Here is a 16,886-nt window from a genome sequence, read left to right on the forward strand (position 1 = left end):
CCACCGACGAGGTTGCGGTTGCCACCGCGTCGTTGCCGCGAATGCGCGAATCCAGCGTCTTCGGAAGCCGCTGGGTCCGCGCTTTGGCGGGGACGAGGGGCTCTTGTCGGCGAGGGTGCCGGGCTTATTCGGGTTGTCCGCGCTCGCGCAGCAGATCGGCCAGGCTGCGCGCGGCCGGCCGCAGGGGCTCGCGGTGGTCGGTCCACCCCATCTGCCGCGATGGCGTGAAGGCCCGCAGCCGCGTCGCCGCCCAGCGGAACAGCCGATACAGGCGCGGATGGGCGAACGCGCCGCGCCAGAAGCGCCAGATCAGCTGTTCGCCACGGCTGTAGCGCGCGCCCTGGCCGCGCAAGGGGTGCTGCACCGCCTCGTCGGGATTGCGGTTGGCCTCGGTGCGCAGCCGGATCAGCAATTGGGGAATCGGAATCCGCACCGGGCAGACCTCGCCGCAGGCGCCGCACAGGCTCGACGCGGTCGGCAGGTCGGCGGTGGCGTCCAGTCCCAGCAGATGCGGCGAGATGATCTTGCCGATCGGGCCCGGATAGGTCGTGCCGTAGGCGTGCCCGCCGATGCGGGTATAGACCGGGCAGTGGTTCATGCAGGCACCGCATCGGATGCACTGCAGCGTCGCGCGCAGTTGCGCGTCGGCATAGGCCTGGGTGCGGCCGTTGTCGAGCAGCACCACGTGCATCTCGCGCGGGCCGTCGAGCTCGCCGGCGCGTCGCGGACCGGTGATCAGGTTGAAGTAGGTGGTGATCGCCTGGCCGGTGGCCGAGCGCGTCAGCAGTGTGGCAAGCGGCACGATATGGTCCAGGCTCGCCACCACCTTCTCGATGCCCATGATCGCGATATGCACCGGCGGCACGGTTGTCGACAGCCGGCCGTTGCCCTCGTTCTCCACCAGCCACAGCGTGCCGGTATCGGCGGCGGCGAAGTTGACGCCGGACAGGCCGATATCGGCCTCGACGAAGGCGTGCCGCAGCGCGCGGCGGCCCGTCTGGATCAGCGTGTCGACGTCCTCGGTGTAGGGCGTGTCGGGGATATGCTGCTCGAACAGCGCGGCGATATCGCCGCGCGTCTTGTGGATCGCCGGCATCACGATATGCGAGGGGCCTTCGCCGGCCAGCTGGACAATGTATTCGCCCATGTCCGACTCGAGGCTGCGGATGCCGCGCTCGGCCAGGTAATGGTTCAGCGCGATTTCCTCGCTGGCCATCGACTTGCCCTTGATCACGCTGCGCGCGCCGTGGCGCTCGGCAATGCCGGCGATGATGGCGTTGGCCTCGTCGGGCGTCTGCGCCCAATGGACCTGCACGCCTGCTTCGGTCAGCTTCGCTTCCAGTTGTTCCAGCAGCGCTGGCAAATGCGCCAGCGCGTGCTGGCGTACCGCCTCGCCGAGATCGCGCAGGGCCTGCAGCTCGTCGCCGTCGGGAAACTGGAGCGCGCGCTTGTTCTGCAGGAAGTCCATCGCGCCGCGGAAGCTGCTGCGCAGCTTGGGGTCGTCGAGCGCCGCGCGCGAGCGCGCCTTGAAATCGGCGGAGGGGACGAAATGCATCGGGGTCGCGCTCATGCGGATTCTCCCTGTGCCGGTACCGCGCCCGGTACCGCGCTCGATGGCGTGGCGGATACCGCGGCCGATAACGCGCTCGATACAGCGCCCGATACAGCGGCCGATGGCGCCTTGCCGCCGCGCTCGACGATCAGCACCCACAGCCGGCGCGGTCCATGCGCGCCATAGGCCAGCGTCTGCTGGATGTCGGAGGTCTTCGACGGGCCGGACACCAGCACCAGGTTGGTCGGCATGCCGTCCTGCCAGCGTTCGGCGCGCATGGCCGCGTGCAGGTCGGCATGCAGCGTGTCGGCGTAGACCAGCGCCACATGCAGCGGCGGCACCAGCGAGACCGTGCGCGGTGCGCGCGCGTCGGGCACGAGCACGAGCGTGCCGGTGCCGGCGATGCCGGAGCGCGCCACCGTGAAGCCGGCGTCGATGGTGTCGAACAGCTCGCGTTTCCAGTCTTCGACGGGGCGTTGATAGGCGACGGCTTCCACGGTAGACGGGAGGGCGCGCGACAGCGCGGCGCCCTCGGGACCCTGCGAATCGAACAGCAGCCGGCGCACGCCATCGGCGGCCAGGCGCCCGGCGAGCAGTGCGGGCCAGCCGGCCTCGTCGGTGCGCCACACCTCGGCGTGGGCGGCCTGCAAGTTGACCTGCATCGCGTCCGTCAGCGTGGCGGCGTCCGCGGGCGCGTGCATCGCGCGCCGGACGTCGAAATGCGCATCGATGCGCCGGCTCAGCGTTGGCGCGGCGGCGTGGCCGTCGGCTGCGTTCGCTGCATCCGGCGCGGCGGCGCGCAGCCGTTCGAGAATGCGGGTGCGGGCGTCGTCGGCGTTCATCGCTGTGGCTCCGTTCCGGCGATGGCCACATCCCGACCGCCGCCGCTGCCGCCGCTACCGCCGCTTCCTCTGCCGCCGCTTCCGCCGCCGATGCTGTCACGGCTGCCATCGTCACCGCTGTCACCGCTGCCATCGCCGCTGCCAAGGCGGCGCCACAGGAACGTGGCCATGTGCTCGACCTTGAGCCCGAGCGCCTGCCGGCCCGCGGCGTGGCCGATATTGAGCAGGCAGCCGCAGTCGGCCGATACCAGCGTGTCGCAGCCGGTCGCGCAGGCCGAGCGGACTTTGTCCTGCACCATCGCCCCCGAGATGTCCGGATGCTTCAGCGAGAAGGTGCCGCCGAAACCGCAGCATTCGGACTCGCGCTCGTGTTCCAGCCGTGTGACGCCAGGCAACGCGTCGATCAGCTCGACGCCGTGCACGCGCGTTCCCATCTCCCGGCGGGCCGCGCAGGAGGTATGCAGCACCACGGTTTCGGGTCGGGCGGATCCGGAGCCCGAGTCCGACCCCGACCCCGACCCCGATATGGACTTCGACCCCGAGGCCGCCGCGGCGGGAAAGCGGACCTTCAGTACGCGCAGCAGGAACTCGCTCAGTTCGTACACGCGCTCGGCCAGCGCGCGCGCCTTCGGCCCGGCGACGGCGTCGTCCTCGAACAGCCTGGGCCAGTGATGGCGCATCATGCCGGCGCAGGAGCCGGAGGGCACCACGATCGGCCAAGGCTGCGAAAACAGGTCCAGCTGCGCGCGTGCGACGGCGCGCGCCTGCTCGGGGTTGCCGCTGCTGTAGGCCGGCTGGCCGCAGCAGCTCTGCCCGCGCGGGAAATGCACGGTCAGCCCTTCGCGCTCGAGCAGGCGGACCGCATCCAGGCCGGCTTGCGGCACGAACAGGTCGACCAGGCAGGTCGCGAACAGGTACACCTCGGCGGGGGCCTCGGGGTATTGCCTCGGAATCATGTCTCGCTCCGGAGATGGCCTGCCTGCAATGGCGGGCTCGATGCGTGGTGCTGGGGACGTCGTCATGCGTCTGATGGCGGGCGCGATGGGGCGCAATGGGTGCGACCGGGGCGCGATCGGGCACCGCAAGGCGCGTCCGCTTCGGCGGCATAATTCCCGCTGCGGCGACAAGGTTCAAATTGGTTGGACCAGTTGGCGAACCGGGCGGCAAGCAGGGTGGCGGACCAGGTGGCCAGCCCCGGTGGCGGGCCGGTCGGCGGACCAGCACGTGGCATGGCGATGCGAAGGGAGAAAACGATGGCGGCAGGCATGCGCGAGCGCGGCCGGGTGGAAGAGGTGATGCGCAAGGTCGAGACCGCGCTGCTGGACGGCACGTGGCGGGCCGGTACGCGCCTGCCGGCCGAGCGCGTCCTGGCCGAGACCTACGGCGTGGCTCGCAATACGGTGCGCGAGGCCACCCAGCGGCTGGCCGCGCGCGGCCTGCTGCAGAGCCGGCGCGGCGCCGGCGTGTTCGTCACCGAGCAGCTGCGCAGCGGCATCGCCTCGCCGTGGCGCCAGCTGGTGGCCGATCATCCGGCGCTGCGCGAGGACATCCTCGAATTTCGCCGCGTGCTGGAAGGCGCCACCGCCTATTTCGCCGCGCTGCGCGCCGACACGCAGGATCTGCGGCGGATCCGCGCGCTGTTGGACCAGTTGGAGCGAGCCCGAGGCCGCGACGACAAGCAGGCGGAGGCGGATGCCGACGCCAAGCTGCACGAGGCGATCGCGCTGGCCTCGCACAACACGATGTTCCTGCACCTGCATACCAGCGTGATCGGCATGCTGCGCGAGCACATCACGACCAATGGCACCGGCCTGCGCGAGCAGGACGCGGAGGCCTCCGAACAACTGCTGCTGCAGCATCGGACGTTGTGCGCGGCGATCCTGGCGCGGCGTCCGGAAGAGGCGCGCACGGCGATGCAGGCGCATATCGATTACGTGCGAAGCCGGGCGGAGTAACGGTGCAGGGCACGGAAGGCGACGCGCATTCCCCCGCTATTTCGCAGCCCCGTGCCTCCGGGTAACACGTACGCGAACGTACGCAGAAACGGGTACGGTCTCACCGGCCGAGCGGAAGGGCAGCCCTACGGCGGGGCGCTCGAGCGAGCCACGGGAGCCGTCCCAACACCGGAAAGGGCGGAAATCGAACCCGTTCGGCGGGCCGCCGAGCCCGCGATAGCGGCACGCAGAAACGGGTACGCCTTGCGCCCAGCCACCCCGCGATATGCCCCTCGCCCCGCTCCCGTAACGTTTGCGCGCTATATTGCGGACCAGGGGCCCGCCATCGCGCCAAGCCGCGCCAAGCCGCGTCAAGCCGCGTCAAGCCGCGTCATGAGCGGGCCACCACTCCTTGCCGGGGGAACAGATGGCGTTCACTGAAACGATCGGCGCGCGGCGCTATGCGTTCGCGGACCTGAAGACCCTGCTGGCCAAGGCCAGCCCGGCCCGCTCGGGCGACCAGCTGGCCGGCCTCGCGGCCGACACCGAGGAAGAACGGATGGCCGCGCGCATGGTGCTGGCCGACCTGCCGCTGTCGCGCTTCCTGAACGAGGCGCTGATTCCCTATGAAAGCGACGAGGTCACGCGCCTGATCGTCGATCGCCACGACGCCGATGCCTTCGCCGAGATCGCCGCGCTGACGGTCGGCGAATTCCGCAACTGGCTGCTGCTGCATGAGACCGACGGCACGGTGCTGGCGCGGGTGGCGCCGGGGATCACGCCGGAGATGGCGGCGGCGGTGAGCAAGCTGATGCGCAACCAGGACCTGATCGCGGTGGCTCGCAAATGCCGCGTGGTCACGCGCTTTCGCGACACGATCGGGCTGCCGGGCCGGCTGTCGGTGCGCTTGCAGCCGAACCATCCGACCGACGACCCCAAGGGGATCGCCGCATCGATCATCGATGGCCTGTTCTACGGTTGCGGCGACGCCACCATCGGCATCAATCCCGCCGGCGACAACCTCGCGTCGATCGTGGCCCTGCTGCGGCTGATCGACGAGCTGCGCGAGCGGCACGGCGTGCCGACGCAATCGTGCGTGCTGACCCATGTCACCAACACGCTGCGCGCGATCGAGCAGGGCGCGCCGGTGGACCTGGTGTTCCAGTCGATCGCCGGCAGCGAACAGGCCAACGCCAGCTTCGGCATCGACCTGGCGCTGCTGGCCGAAGCCCGCGCCGCCGCGCTGTCGCTCGGGCGTGGCACGGTTGGCGACAACCTGATGTACTTCGAGACCGGGCAGGGCAGCGCGCTGTCGGCCAACGCCCACCACGGCGTCGACCAGCAGACCATGGAGGCGCGGGCGTACGCGGTGGCGCGCGCGTTCTCGCCGCTGCTGGTCAATACCGTGGTCGGCTTCATCGGGCCGGAGTACCTGTACGACGGCAAGCAGATCGTGCGCGCGGGGTTGGAGGACCATTTCTGCGGCAAGCTGCTCGGTGTGCCGATGGGCTGCGACATCTGCTACACCAACCACGCCGAGGCCGATCAGGACGACATGGACACGCTGCTGACGCTGTTCGGCGTGGCCGGCGTCAACTTCATCATGGGCGTGCCGGGCGCGGACGACATCATGCTGAACTACCAGAGCACCGCCTTCCACGACGCGCTGTATCTGCGCGAGACGCTGGGCCTGGCGCCGGCGCCGGAGTTCGAGGCATGGCTGCAGCGCACGGGCATCCTCGGCGACGACGGCAGGCTGGTCGAGCCGGCCGAGCGCCAGCCGCTGCTGCAACTGGCGCACGACCTGTAACCGCTCCGGGAGCCAACGATGCCTTCGAACCTTGCTCCGCCGCATCCCTGGCAACGGCTGCGCCAGTTCACCTCGGCGCGCATCGCGCTCGGGCGGGCGGGGCACAGCCAGCCCACCGATGCGGTGCTCGCGTTCGGCCTCGCCCATGCGCAGGCGCGCGACGCGGTGCACCAGCCGCTGTCGTGCGAGGCCGTCGAGGCGGCGCTGGACGAGGCCGGGTTTGCCAACCTGCGGGTCCACAGTGCCGCGGCGGATCGCGCGCAGTATCTACGCCGCCCGGATCTGGGCCGCCGGCTGGACGAGGACAGCCGCGAGCGGCTGCGCCAGGCAGCGGGCGAGCCGTGCGACGTCGCCTTCGTGATCGCCGACGGCCTGTCGTCACAGGCGGCGCAGCGTCATGCGGTGCCGGTGCTGAGCTTGGTACGGGAGCGGCTGCCCGACTGGCGGATCGGTCCGGTCGCGATCGCCGAGCAGTCGCGCGTCGCCCTCGGCGACGAGATCGGCGAGCTGCTGCGCGCGCGCCAGGTCGTGATGCTGATCGGCGAACGCCCCGGGCTCAGTTCGCCGGACAGCCTCGGCATCTACCTGACCTACGATCCGCACCCCGGGCGCACGGACGCGCAGCGCAACTGCATCTCCAACGTGCGGCCGGAAGGGCTGTCGTACCAGCAGGCCGCGGATCGCCTGGCGTGGCTGCTGCGCGGCGCGGTCGCGCTCGGCTGCAGCGGCGTGCGGCTCAAGGAGGACAGCGGCGACCTGGGCCAGAACGAGGCCGCCGCCCTCAGGTCACCGGTGCCGGATTGAACAGCACCAGCGCGTTCTGCAGCTTCCACTGCTCGGCATACGATTTGCGGCCGCTGGCGATGTCCAGCATCGCGTGGAACAGCTGCCAGCCCACCTCTTCGATGGTGGCCTCGCCGGTGGCGATGCGGCCGGCATCGATGTCCATCAGGTCATGCCAGCGGCGCGCCAGGTCGCTGCGCGTGGCGACCTTGATCACCGGGACTTCGGCCAGTCCGTACGGCGTGCCGCGTCCGGTGGTGAACACATGCAGGTTCATGCCGGCGGCCAGCTGCAGCGTGCCGCAGATGAAGTCGCTGGCCGGCGTCGCCGCATAGAGCAGGCCTTTCTGCGTGGCCTTCTCGCCCGGAGCCACCACGCCGTGGATCGGCCCGGTGCCCGACTTGACGATCGAGCCCATCGCCTTCTCGACGATGTTCGACAGCCCGCCCTTCTTGTTGCCCGGCGTGGTGTTGGCGCTGCGGTCGACGCGGCCCTTGCTGAGGTAATGGTCGTACCACGCCATCTGCTCGATCATCGCCTGCGCGACCTCGGGCGTGGCGGCGCGCGCGGTCAGCTGGTCGATGCCGTCGCGCACCTCGGTGACCTCGGAGAACATCACGGTGGCGCCGGCGCGCACCAGCAGGTCGGTGGCGAAGCCGACCGCGGGATTGGCCGTGACGCCGGAGAACGCATCGCTGCCGCCGCACTGCACGCCAACGACCAGGTCCGACGCCGGGCAGGTCTCGCGCCGGCGCGCGTTCAGCCGTTGCAGATGGCGCTCGGCCGTCTCCAGGATCGAATCGATCATCGAGCCGAAACCGACATGGCGCTCGTCCTGCAGGCACACGACATCGGGCGCGCCGCCCTCGACCTGCAGCGGGATCGTGCCGGCCTCGATCAGGCGCGTCGGCTGCAGCTTCTCGCAGCCCAGGCTGACGATCATCACTTCGCCGCCGAAGTTCGGATTGAGCGCGAGGTTGCGGATCGTGCGGATCGGGATGACCGCATCGGGCGCGTCGATGGCCACGCCGCAGCCATAGCTGTGTTCCAGCGCGACCACGTCGTCGACGTTCGGATAGCGCGGCAGCAGCTCGGCCTTGATCCGGCGCACGGCGAAGTCGACCACGCCGGCCACGCACTGCACCGTGGTCGTGATGGCGAGGATGTTGCGCGTGCCGACCGAGCCGTCGGCGTTGCGGTAGCCCTGGAAGGTGTAGCCCTCCAGCGGCGGCAGCGCGGGCGGCACGCGATTGGCGATCGGCAGCGCGTCAAGCTCGGGCGCGGACGGCATCCGCAGCACGCGCTCGTTCACCCAGCTGCCGCGCGGCAGCGGCTTGACCGTGTAGCCGATGACGACGTTGTAGCGCAGCACCGGCGCGCCCTCGTCGAGATCGACCAGCGCGACCTTGTGGCCCTGCGGCACGTTTTCGACCAGTTGCAGCCCGCACGGGAAGGTAGCGCCGGCCGGCAGACCGCCGTCGTTGGCGACGATGGCGACGTTGTCGGCCTCGTGCATGCGGATATAGAGCGGTTGGCCGGGGCCGCGGCTCGCCGTTTGCATCATGAATGGTTCTCCTGTGCCGCCGTCAGTCGGCGGCGATCTTTCCGGTTTCGATGACGCGCTTCCAGCGAGCCGACTCGGCGGCCTGGAAGCGGGTGAACTGTTCGGGCGTGTTGCCGACGATCTCGAAGCCGACCTCGAGCAGCTTGTTCTTGACCGCGGGGTCGTTCAGCCCGGCGACGATGCCCTTGTGCAGCTTGTCCCGGATATCGGCGGGCAGTCCCCTGGGCGCCGCCACGGCCTGCCACGAATAGACGACCAGGTTCTTGATGCCCGCTTCTTCCATGGTCGGCACCGAGGGCAGCACCGGCGAGCGCTGCGTGCTGGTGATCGCCAGCGCGCGGATCTTGCCGGCCTTGACGTGCGGCATCGCGGTATTGATGTTCATGAAGGTCGCATCGACCTGGCCGCCGATCAGGTCGTTCATCGCCGGCGCGCCGCCCTTGTAGGGGACATGCGTGCCGCTGGTGCCGGTCTGCTGCCAGAACAGCTCGGCGGTCAGATGGTCGCTGGTGCCGTTGCCGGCCGAGGCGAAGGTCAGCTTGCCGGGATTGGCCTTCAGGTACGCCACGACTTCCTGCAGCGTCTGGAAGCGCGAGTTGGCCGGCACGGCCAGTATGTTGGGCGCCTGCACCGCCACCGAGATGTAGTCGAAATCGCGGGCCGGGTCGTAGGGCGTGCTCTTGATCAGATGCGGCGCGATGACCAGCGGCCCCAGCGAGGACACCAGCAGCGTATAGCCGTCCGGTGGCGCGCGCTTGACGAAGCTGGCGCCGATCGCGCCCGCCGCGCCGGGCTTGTTCTCGACCACGAAGCTGGCGCCGGTCTGCTCCTGCAGCTTGGCGCCGAGGATGCGCGCAATCACGTCGGTCGAGCCGCCGGCGGGGAAGGGCACCACCATCGCGACCGGCTTGTCGGGCCAGGCGGCGTGGGCGGACAGCGTGGTGGCAAGGCCGAGGGCCAGCGTGGCGATCAGGCGTTTCATCAGTGTCTCCTTGAGGATGGGGTCTGCGCTTGTCGTGCATCGGCCGGTCTTGGGCGCCGGCCTGTTTCTGTCTATTCCTGCCTGTTTACTGCCCCGTCTGCCGGGTTCTCGTCGGCTGGTCGCCGTTACGGGCGCTCGCCGAATTCGGCCTGCGCGCGGGTCCACGCACGCGCCTGCTCGCTGATCGATACGCCCAGGCCCGGCCGCGTCGGCACGGCGATGCGGCCATCGCGGATCTCCAGCCGCTCGTTGAACAGCGGCTCGAGCCAGTCGAAATGCTCGACCCAGGGCTCGCGCGGATACGCCGCCGCCAGGTGGATGTGCAGCTCCATCGCGAAATGGGGTGCCAGCATCAGGCCGGCGTGCTCGGCCAGCGCCGCGACCTTCAGGAACGGCGTGATGCCGCCCACGCGCGGGGCGTCGGGCATCAGGTAGTCGGCGGCGCGGTGGCGGATCAGGTCCCAGTGTTCGGCGGCGCTGGTCAGCATCTCGCCGGTGGCGATCGGTGTATCGAACTGCGCGGCCAGCGCGGCATGACCCTCGTGGTCGTAGGCGTCCAGCGGCTCCTCGATCCAGACCAGGTTGAACGGCTCCAGCGTGCGGCACATCCGCTGCGCGGTGGGGCGGTCCCACTGCTGGTTGGCGTCGACCATCAGCGGCACGGCGTCGCCCAGCTGCTTGCGTACGGCGCCGACCCGTTCGAGGTCGCGCGCGCCGTCCGGCTGGCCGACCTTGAGCTTGATGCCGCCGATGCCGCGCTCGACCGAGGCGGCGGCGTTGATCAACAGCTGATCGAGCGGCGTATGCAGGAAGCCGCCCGAGGTGTTGTAGCAGCGCACCGCATCGCGCTGCGCGCCGAGCAGCTTGGCCAGCGACAGGCCCGCCCGGCGCGCCTTCAGGTCCCACAGCGCGACGTCGAAGGCGCCGATCGCCTGCGTCGCCATGCCGCTGCGCCCGACCGAGGCGCCGGCCCAGCACAGCCTGTCCCACAGCCGCGCGATGTCGCTGGGGTCTTCGCCCAGCAGCGTCGGCGCCAGCTCGCAGGCATGGGCGTACTGGCCGGGACCGCCGGCGCGCTTGGAATAGCTGAAGCCCATGCCCTCGCGCCCGTCCGCGGTCGTGATCTCGGCGAACAGGATCGCGACCTCGATCATCGGCTTCTGGCGGCCGGTCAGCACCTTGGCGTCGCTGATCGGGGTGGCCAGCGGCAGAAAGCAGCTGGACAGGCGGATCCAGGCGATGCGGTCGGCGGCGAGGGTCATGGGGTGTCTCCGTTGGGCGGGGGGTAATCGTCTTCGTCTTGCGGTGCGAAATGACAACGTTGTCATTTCGCCGCCAAAACAAGCCCGTTACAATGTCGGGCGCCGTGCACAGCGATTTTGTACGGCGGCGCGACAGGAACGGGCACGTTTCGGCGAAATGCTAACGTTGTCATATCATCGCTGTCAACGCGCTTCGCCACGATGCCGGCTCATGGCTTTCCCGAAGCCGCCCGTCCGTTGCCCTGTCCGTTGCCCTGTCGTTGCCCTACCTTTTGCCTTGATCCGAGACCCCGACGTGGCCCCCACCAAAGCCCAGAACAAGTCCGTGACCCTGCATGACGTCGCCCGCGAGGCCGGCGTGTCGCTGATCACCGCGTCCCGCGCGCTCAGCAATCCCGGCATGGTGTCGGCCAAGACCATCGAACGCGTGCAGCAGGCGGCGGAGGCGGTGGGCTATATCCCGAACCTGATCGCAGGCGGACTGAAGTCGCGGCGCAGCCTGATGGTGGCGGCGGTCGTGCCCGATATCGCGGTGACGCAGTTCCTGCCGACCATCAAGGCGCTGACCGAGACGCTGGAGGCGGCCGGCTACCACCTGATCCTCGGCCAGAGTAGCTACGACGATTCGCGCGAGGAGGCGTTGCTCAACGCGATGATCGGCCGGCGCCCGGACGGCATCGTCGTCACCGGGCTGATCCAGTCGGAGGCGGCGCGCGAGCGGCTGCGGCAGTCCGGCATTCCGGTGGTCGAGACGTGGGAGCTCAGCGACCGGCCGGTGGACATGGCGGTCGGCTTTTCGCACGTCAAGGTCGGCAGCGCGGTGGCCGGCTATTTCCTGTCGAAGGGCTGGCAGCGCGTGGGCATCGCCACCGGCGACGATCGCCGGGCACGCCTGCGCTCGGAGGCCTTCGTGTCGACCTTCGGCCGGCCGGTGCCGACCGCGGTCGTGCCGGCGCCCAGCAATCTGCCGTTGGGGCGGCGCGCTCTGGCGGAGCTGCTGGAGAAGGAGCCACGGCTGCAGGCGATCTGCTGCAGCTCGGACCAACTGGCGCAGGGCGTGCTGGTCGAAGCGCAGGCGCGCGGCCTGCGCGTGCCGGAGGATCTGGCGGTCTGCGGCTTCGGCGATGCCGAGGCGTCCGCGCACATGGCGCCGTCGCTGACCACGGTCCAGGTCGATGCCGCGCGCATCGGCGCGACCGCCGCGCGGCTGATCCTGGACAAGTGCAAGGGCTTGCCGGTGGAGCCGCGCATCGTCGACGTGGGCTTTCGCGTGATCGAGCGGGCGTCGACGGGCGGGCCGGATTAAAGCTCGGCGCGCGCCGAAAGTCTGCCGGTCACTGGATCACTGCGTCACGGGGTCACTGCGTCACTGCGTCACTGCGGCATCGCGGCCAGCCGCGGCCAGATCGCCTGCAATTCCCCCTTCAGGAACGTCAGCAGGCAGCGCGTCGCCATGGTCTGGTAGCGGTTCGGCAGGGTCAGCATGTAGAGCCGGCTGCCGAACACGCTGATGCGGTAGTCGCGCAATACCGGCGTCACCAGGCCGGCGGCGAGTTCGCGCCCGATCGCGTAGAGCGGAAAGATGCCGATGCCGACGTCGCCCAGCACGGCCTCCTTCAGGAAGGCGAAATTCTCGGAGCTCAGCGTAGGCTCCAGCGCGACCTGCTCGCGTTCGTCCTCGCCGGCGCGCGCGCCGAAGGCCTTCAGCTTCTGCCCGACCGGCGAGGCGCAGACGATCGCATGGCGCTGCAGATCGGCAAGCGTCCGCGGCGCCGGCTGCGCGGCCAGATAGGCCGGCGAGGCGCACACCACCCAATCGACCTCGCCGATCTCGGTCGCGACCACCGAATCGGGCGGGGTCGAAATGATCCGCAACGCGACCTCGACGTCCTCCGACACCAGGTTGTGGATGCGGTTGTCGAACACCACATCGAGCGTGATGTCCGGGTAGCGGTGCTTGAACTGCACCAGCAGCGGCGACAGCAGCGCGTGGCCCAGGCCGGTCGGCACCGACAGCCGCACATGGCCCTGCAGCGTCTTGCCCATATTGCTGATCAGCGCGTCGGCCGCGGCCACCTCGGCGAGGATGTTACGGCCGTGCTCGTAGAGGCCGGCGCCCACCGGCGTCGGCTCGACATGGCGCGTGGTCCGGCGCAGCAGCTGCACGCCGAGCTCTTCCTCCAGCGCCTTGAGCCGGTAGCTGACGTTGGCGCGCGTCATCTTGAGCTTGCGTGCGGCGGCGGAAAGGTTGCCGGCGTCGACGATATCGACGAACAGGCGCAGGGCGTTCAGATCCATCATGGCGAAATGGTGGTGGGGTGCGGCAGGAGCGGGACGGCGGGCCGGAAAGCGGCGCCGGCCGCGGATTGTCAAATATGGCTGTCCATTCTGTCCAAGCTGTCGTGGATTGTCAAAATCCGGGGTCGGCGTACCATGACGGCCATCCGCCCGCATTGCCGGATTGACCGGTCCGGCCCCGGACCGCTGCCGGCCCCGCGGCGCCACCCTTCCTCCACCGAATTCCCACGGAGATCGCCATGACCCTGGACACCGAATCGTTTTCCTTGCTGCGCGCCTCGGTGCAGCGCTTCATCGAAGAGCGCCTGAAGCCCGCCGAGGACATCCTCGAGGAAACGGACGACGTGCCGGCCGATATCGTGGCCGACATGAAGGAGATGGGCCTGTTCGGCATCTCGATCCCGGAAAACTACGGCGGCATCGGCCTGTCGATGTCGCAGGAGTGCGATGTCGTCTATGACCTCGGCCATACCGCGCTGGCCTTCCGCTCGGTGTTCGGCACCAACGTGGGCATTGGCTCCCAGGGCATCCTGATGGATGGCACCGAGGAGCAGAAGCAGAACTATCTGCCGCGCATCGCCAGCGGCGAGCTGATCATCTCCTTCGCGCTGACCGAGCCGAACGCGGGCTCCGACGCGGCCTCGCTGCAGACCAAGGCGGAACTGGACGGCGATCACTATGTGATCAACGGCACCAAGCGCTTCATCACCAATGCGCCGCGCGCCGGCGCCTTCACGCTGATGGCGCGCACCGGCGGCCCGGGCGCGTCGGGCATCTCGGCCTTCATCGTGCCGGCCGACACGCCTGGGATCTCGCTGGGCAAGCCGGACAAGAAGATGGGCCAGCGCGGCACCAAGACCTGCGACGTGGTGCTGGAAAACGTGCGCGTGCCGGCCGCCAACATCATCGGCGGCGTGCCGGGCGTGGGCTTCAAGACCGCGATGAAGGTGCTCGACCGCGGCCGCCTGCATATCTCGGCGCTGGCGTGCGGCATGGCCCATCGCCTGCTGACCGATGCGGTGGCCTACGCCAAGGACCGCAAGCAGTTCGGCCGCCCGATCGGCGAATTCCAGCTGATCCAGGGCATGCTGGCCGACAGCCAGGCCGAGCTTTACGCCGGCCTGTCGATGGTGCGTGATTGCGCCCAGCGCTACGACGCCAAGGAGCCGGGCAAGAGCGATCCCGAAGTCAGCATGCTGGCCTCCTGCGTCAAGATGTTCTGTACCGAGATGGTCGGCCGCGTGGCCGATCGCGCGGTGCAGATTCACGGCGGCGCAGGCTATATCGCCGAATACAAGGCCGAACGCTTCTACCGCGACGTCCGTCTGCTGCGCCTGTACGAAGGCACCACGCAGATCCAGCAGATGATCATCGCCAAGCAGCTGCTGCGCGATTGAAGCCGGTCCGGACGCGGAGGGTTCGAGCATGAAACAGCTTCAACGCGTCCGCCTCGCCGGCACGGCATCCGGGGTGGCACACTCCGGTGCCGGCGCGCACGGCTGGGCCCCGCATCTGGGATGGACCGCGGACGAGCCGGTTCGTCCGCCATGCTTTCCGATCATCGCCGCGCTGCGCGCCGCCTGCGCGACGCCGCCGACCGCACCGCTCGACGTGGGCGCGCTGGCGCTAGGCGCGGCAGCCATTCTGGGCCGCCGCGATCCGATCGTGTCGGTCCAGGCGGCCGAGCTCGGCGACGTCGACGGCGTGCTGTACCGGACCGGCAACGGCGGCTGGACGCTGCTGCACCGGACCGCGCTGCGTCCGTCCGACACCCGCTTCGTCCAGGCCTGGCTGCTCGCCTGCTATGCGATGCGCGGCGAGCATGCAGATACCGACGCCTTCGAATGCCGGCAAGCGAGCCTGTATTCGCTGGCCGATGACGACAGCCCCGCGGCGCGCGCCTACAGCTTCGCGGCGCGGCTGACGATGCCGGCAACTGCCTGCCATCTCGGCCTGACGGGCCATGTCGATGGCGACGTGCTGATGGCCTTCGCCTCGCAACTGCAGGTGCCGCTGCTGCATGCCGCGCGGCGCTGGCTTGCACGTACCGCGCAGAAGGCCGTGCTGGTGCTCGATGAAGCCGGGACGGTGCGCGCCAGCTGGCTCAGCGAGACCGCGTGCGCGGCGGGCTGGCGCATCGATCCGGCCGCGCTGCCGGTACGGGACGGGAAGGGCACGATCGAACCGTCGGGCGATGCCATGCTGGCTGCCGTCGTGCACGAACGCCGCGTCGCGATGTCGGACTGGTTTGCGCAGGCGCCGGCCGGCGGCCAGCTGATGGAAGCCTCGTTGGGAACGGTCGAAAGCGGACGGGGACGGCTGAGGCTTACCTTGCTGCAGCTGCCGCGCGATGCGGTCTGCCCCCAGCCGCGCGCGATATGGCCGCAATACGGCGCCAGTGTCAGCGCCAACGTCAGCGCGTAGCGCGCGGCGGCCCGCGCCTCAGCGGATCAGCAGCCGGCGACTCAGCGGATCAGCAGCCGGCGACTCAGCGAATCAGCAGCCGGCGACTCAGCGAATCAGCAGCCGGCGATCCGAGGTGCCGCGCGTCACGCTGCCGCCGCTGGCCGCGCAGTTTGCTGCGGAGTTTGTCGCGCAGTTCGTCGAGCCGCGTGGCGCCAGCCGCTCGAGCTGGCGCCGCATCCTGGTCAGACAGGTGAGCATCATGCCGCGCTCTTCCAGGCTCAGCGGCGAGACCCAGACCGATTGCAGCGCCTTGATGGCCTGACCGAGCTTGTCCATGCGATGGCTGGCGCTGGAGCGGATCAACGGAATCGGCTGCGCCGCATACGGGCCGGACTGCTGCTCGAGCCATCCCTGGTCCGACAGGCTGCGGACCATCGCCTCGAATTCCTCGGCCTCGAGCCAGGGCAAGGTGCAAGCCGCCGTGATGCGATCCGGTTCGGTGCGCTGCCGGTGTGCGAGGTGTTGCAGCAGGAGCCATTCCGTCGGGGAGATGCCGGACTGCGACAGAACGTGGTCGAGGGCCGAATGCCAACCGGCCAGATTCTCTTGCAGACAGCGCAGCAGCGGCTCCTTGGCGTCGTACAGGTTGGCTGACATGGTGTCGCGGGTCTCCTGTTGTGTTTTGCCTGATGTGTTCCGTTCGCTGGATTGCCTGGCGCTGGCGCGGGAGCCAACCCTGCCTGCGATCGGGGGCACCATCGTGCGTTGCCCGGATACCGCATTCTTTCGAAAAGCTCACGAAAGTATTTGGTGGATCGTCGGGTGAAGCGATGGTTTTGCCGCTGTTCCTGGTGCTGCGACACGGCGTCGCAGCGTCGTGCTCGGCTCAGCCACCATCACGCCTCGATCCGCGCCCTGGTCGGGCGCTGCAATCGCGTGCTGCAATCGCGCGCTTTCATCGCGCCTCAATGCCAGAAGGCATCCACCTCGCGCAGCAGATGGCCGGCCAGGATGTAGTCGCCGAGGCGGCTGGCGCGCGCTTCGAGCTCATGCAGTTCCTGGTCGGCAATGGCGCCGAGATCGAACAGGCAATAGAGATTGCGCTGACGGAAGGTGGTCTTGGGTTTGGCGAGCCCTTCGATCAGGGCCTCGTGCGAGCGCACCGCGATGCTTTCCTGGCCGCGGTACTGGACGCGTATGCCGCGTTTTTCCCCCAGCCGGCCCAGTTCGACGGCGTCCTGCCAACCCGTTTCATAGTCCAGCTCCAGCGCCAGAACCTCACGGGCGGCCAGCAGACGCAGGGCCTCGTTTTTGCTGCCGGCTCGTGCGATTGACATGCTTACCTCCGTGGCGATCAAGGACTGTACAAATATACAGTCCTTGAGGTCACCCGGCAAGCGGAAGGTGCCCCGAATGGCTCACCGATCCGGGGCCGAGACCACGCCCGTGCGGC

Annotated in this window: 15 protein-coding genes; 6 read left to right on the plus strand and 9 right to left on the minus strand. The window is 69.3% G+C overall.

The genetic code is table 11. From position 1 onward, the window contains the following. Positions 1-124: 124 nt before the first annotated feature. Genes KZ686_RS20560 through KZ686_RS20570 form a run of 3 tightly spaced genes read right to left on the minus strand, consistent with a single transcriptional unit; the run spans position 125 to position 3,350 of the window. Positions 125-1,570, minus strand: coding sequence for a LutB/LldF family L-lactate oxidation iron-sulfur protein (locus KZ686_RS20560; protein WP_265633525.1), 1,446 nt, complete (start codon positions 1,568-1,570; stop codon positions 125-127). Then, positions 1,567-2,394: a LutC/YkgG family protein gene (locus KZ686_RS20565; protein ID WP_265633526.1), complete on the minus strand. Its 828-nt coding sequence runs from the start codon at positions 2,392-2,394 to the stop codon at positions 1,567-1,569. Before KZ686_RS20565 ends, KZ686_RS20560 begins: the two co-directional genes overlap by 4 nt. Next, a complete protein-coding gene (locus KZ686_RS20570; RefSeq protein WP_265633527.1) occupies positions 2,391-3,350 on the minus strand; it encodes a (Fe-S)-binding protein in 960 nt (319 codons plus the stop codon). Before KZ686_RS20570 ends, KZ686_RS20565 begins: the two co-directional genes overlap by 4 nt. Before the next feature lie 297 nt (positions 3,351-3,647). Between KZ686_RS20570 and KZ686_RS20575 the strand changes: the two genes are divergently transcribed. From KZ686_RS20575 to eutC, 3 genes are all read left to right on the plus strand, one after another. Next, positions 3,648-4,349, plus strand: coding sequence for a FadR/GntR family transcriptional regulator (locus KZ686_RS20575; protein WP_226106802.1), 702 nt, complete (start codon positions 3,648-3,650; stop codon positions 4,347-4,349). 406 nt (positions 4,350-4,755) lie between these two features. Continuing rightward, positions 4,756-6,138, plus strand: coding sequence for an ethanolamine ammonia-lyase subunit EutB (locus KZ686_RS20580; protein WP_149318479.1), 1,383 nt, complete (start codon positions 4,756-4,758; stop codon positions 6,136-6,138). Between the two features lie 18 nt (positions 6,139-6,156). Then, complete coding sequence (gene eutC / locus KZ686_RS20585; RefSeq protein WP_265633528.1) at positions 6,157-6,942, plus strand: ethanolamine ammonia-lyase subunit EutC; 786 nt, start codon at positions 6,157-6,159, stop codon at positions 6,940-6,942. On the opposite strand, the gene garD is transcribed toward eutC, so the two are convergent. The 3 genes from garD to KZ686_RS20600 form a co-directional block, all read right to left on the minus strand. After that, positions 6,920-8,482, minus strand: coding sequence for a galactarate dehydratase (gene garD / locus KZ686_RS20590; RefSeq protein WP_226107061.1), 1,563 nt, complete (start codon positions 8,480-8,482; stop codon positions 6,920-6,922). The two genes, eutC and garD, sit on opposite strands and share 23 nt — an antisense overlap. A 25-nt stretch (positions 8,483-8,507) precedes the next feature. Next, positions 8,508-9,467, minus strand: coding sequence for a Bug family tripartite tricarboxylate transporter substrate binding protein (locus tag KZ686_RS20595; protein ID WP_265633529.1), 960 nt, complete (start codon positions 9,465-9,467; stop codon positions 8,508-8,510). Positions 9,468-9,592: 125 nt separating this feature from the next. Continuing rightward, on the minus strand, positions 9,593-10,729 hold the full coding sequence (locus KZ686_RS20600) for an L-talarate/galactarate dehydratase (protein WP_265633530.1): 1,137 nt from the start codon (positions 10,727-10,729) through the stop codon (positions 9,593-9,595). A gap of 295 nt (positions 10,730-11,024) precedes the next feature. On the opposite strand from KZ686_RS20600, the gene KZ686_RS20605 reads away from it, so the two are divergent. Further along, positions 11,025-12,035, plus strand: a complete 1,011-nt coding sequence (locus KZ686_RS20605) for a LacI family DNA-binding transcriptional regulator (RefSeq protein ID WP_265633531.1) — start codon at positions 11,025-11,027, stop codon at positions 12,033-12,035. 68 nt (positions 12,036-12,103) lie between these two features. Here the strand turns inward: KZ686_RS20605 and KZ686_RS20610 are convergent, their stop codons facing one another. After that, positions 12,104-13,027, minus strand: coding sequence for a LysR family transcriptional regulator (locus tag KZ686_RS20610; RefSeq protein WP_149318681.1), 924 nt, complete (start codon positions 13,025-13,027; stop codon positions 12,104-12,106). A gap of 239 nt (positions 13,028-13,266) precedes the next feature. Here KZ686_RS20610 and KZ686_RS20615 point away from each other — a divergent pair, with 239 nt between their 5' ends. Beyond that, positions 13,267-14,424 (plus strand): acyl-CoA dehydrogenase family protein, encoded by a 1,158-nt coding sequence (locus KZ686_RS20615; RefSeq protein WP_149318473.1) that lies wholly within the window; start codon positions 13,267-13,269, stop codon positions 14,422-14,424. 28 nt (positions 14,425-14,452) lie between these two features. Further along, a complete protein-coding gene (locus KZ686_RS20620) occupies positions 14,453-15,451 on the plus strand; it encodes a hypothetical protein (protein ID WP_265633532.1) in 999 nt (332 codons plus the stop codon). An 87-nt stretch (positions 15,452-15,538) separates the two neighbouring features. Here the strand turns inward: KZ686_RS20620 and KZ686_RS20625 are convergent, their stop codons facing one another. Both KZ686_RS20625 and KZ686_RS20630 read right to left on the minus strand, forming a co-directional pair. Then, the gene (locus KZ686_RS20625) at positions 15,539-16,192 is read right to left on the minus strand and encodes a hypothetical protein (protein WP_150084823.1); all 654 of its coding nucleotides are present in this window, start codon (positions 16,190-16,192) and stop codon (positions 15,539-15,541) included. 206 nt (positions 16,193-16,398) lie between these two features. Beyond that, the gene (locus KZ686_RS20630; RefSeq protein WP_150084824.1) at positions 16,399-16,770 is read right to left on the minus strand and encodes a PHA-granule associated protein 4; all 372 of its coding nucleotides are present in this window, start codon (positions 16,768-16,770) and stop codon (positions 16,399-16,401) included. Positions 16,771-16,886: the final 116 nt, after the last annotated feature.

It is taken from the genome of Cupriavidus cauae (genome assembly GCF_026210475.1).
GTDB classification, from domain to species: domain Bacteria; phylum Pseudomonadota; class Gammaproteobacteria; order Burkholderiales; family Burkholderiaceae; genus Cupriavidus; species Cupriavidus cauae.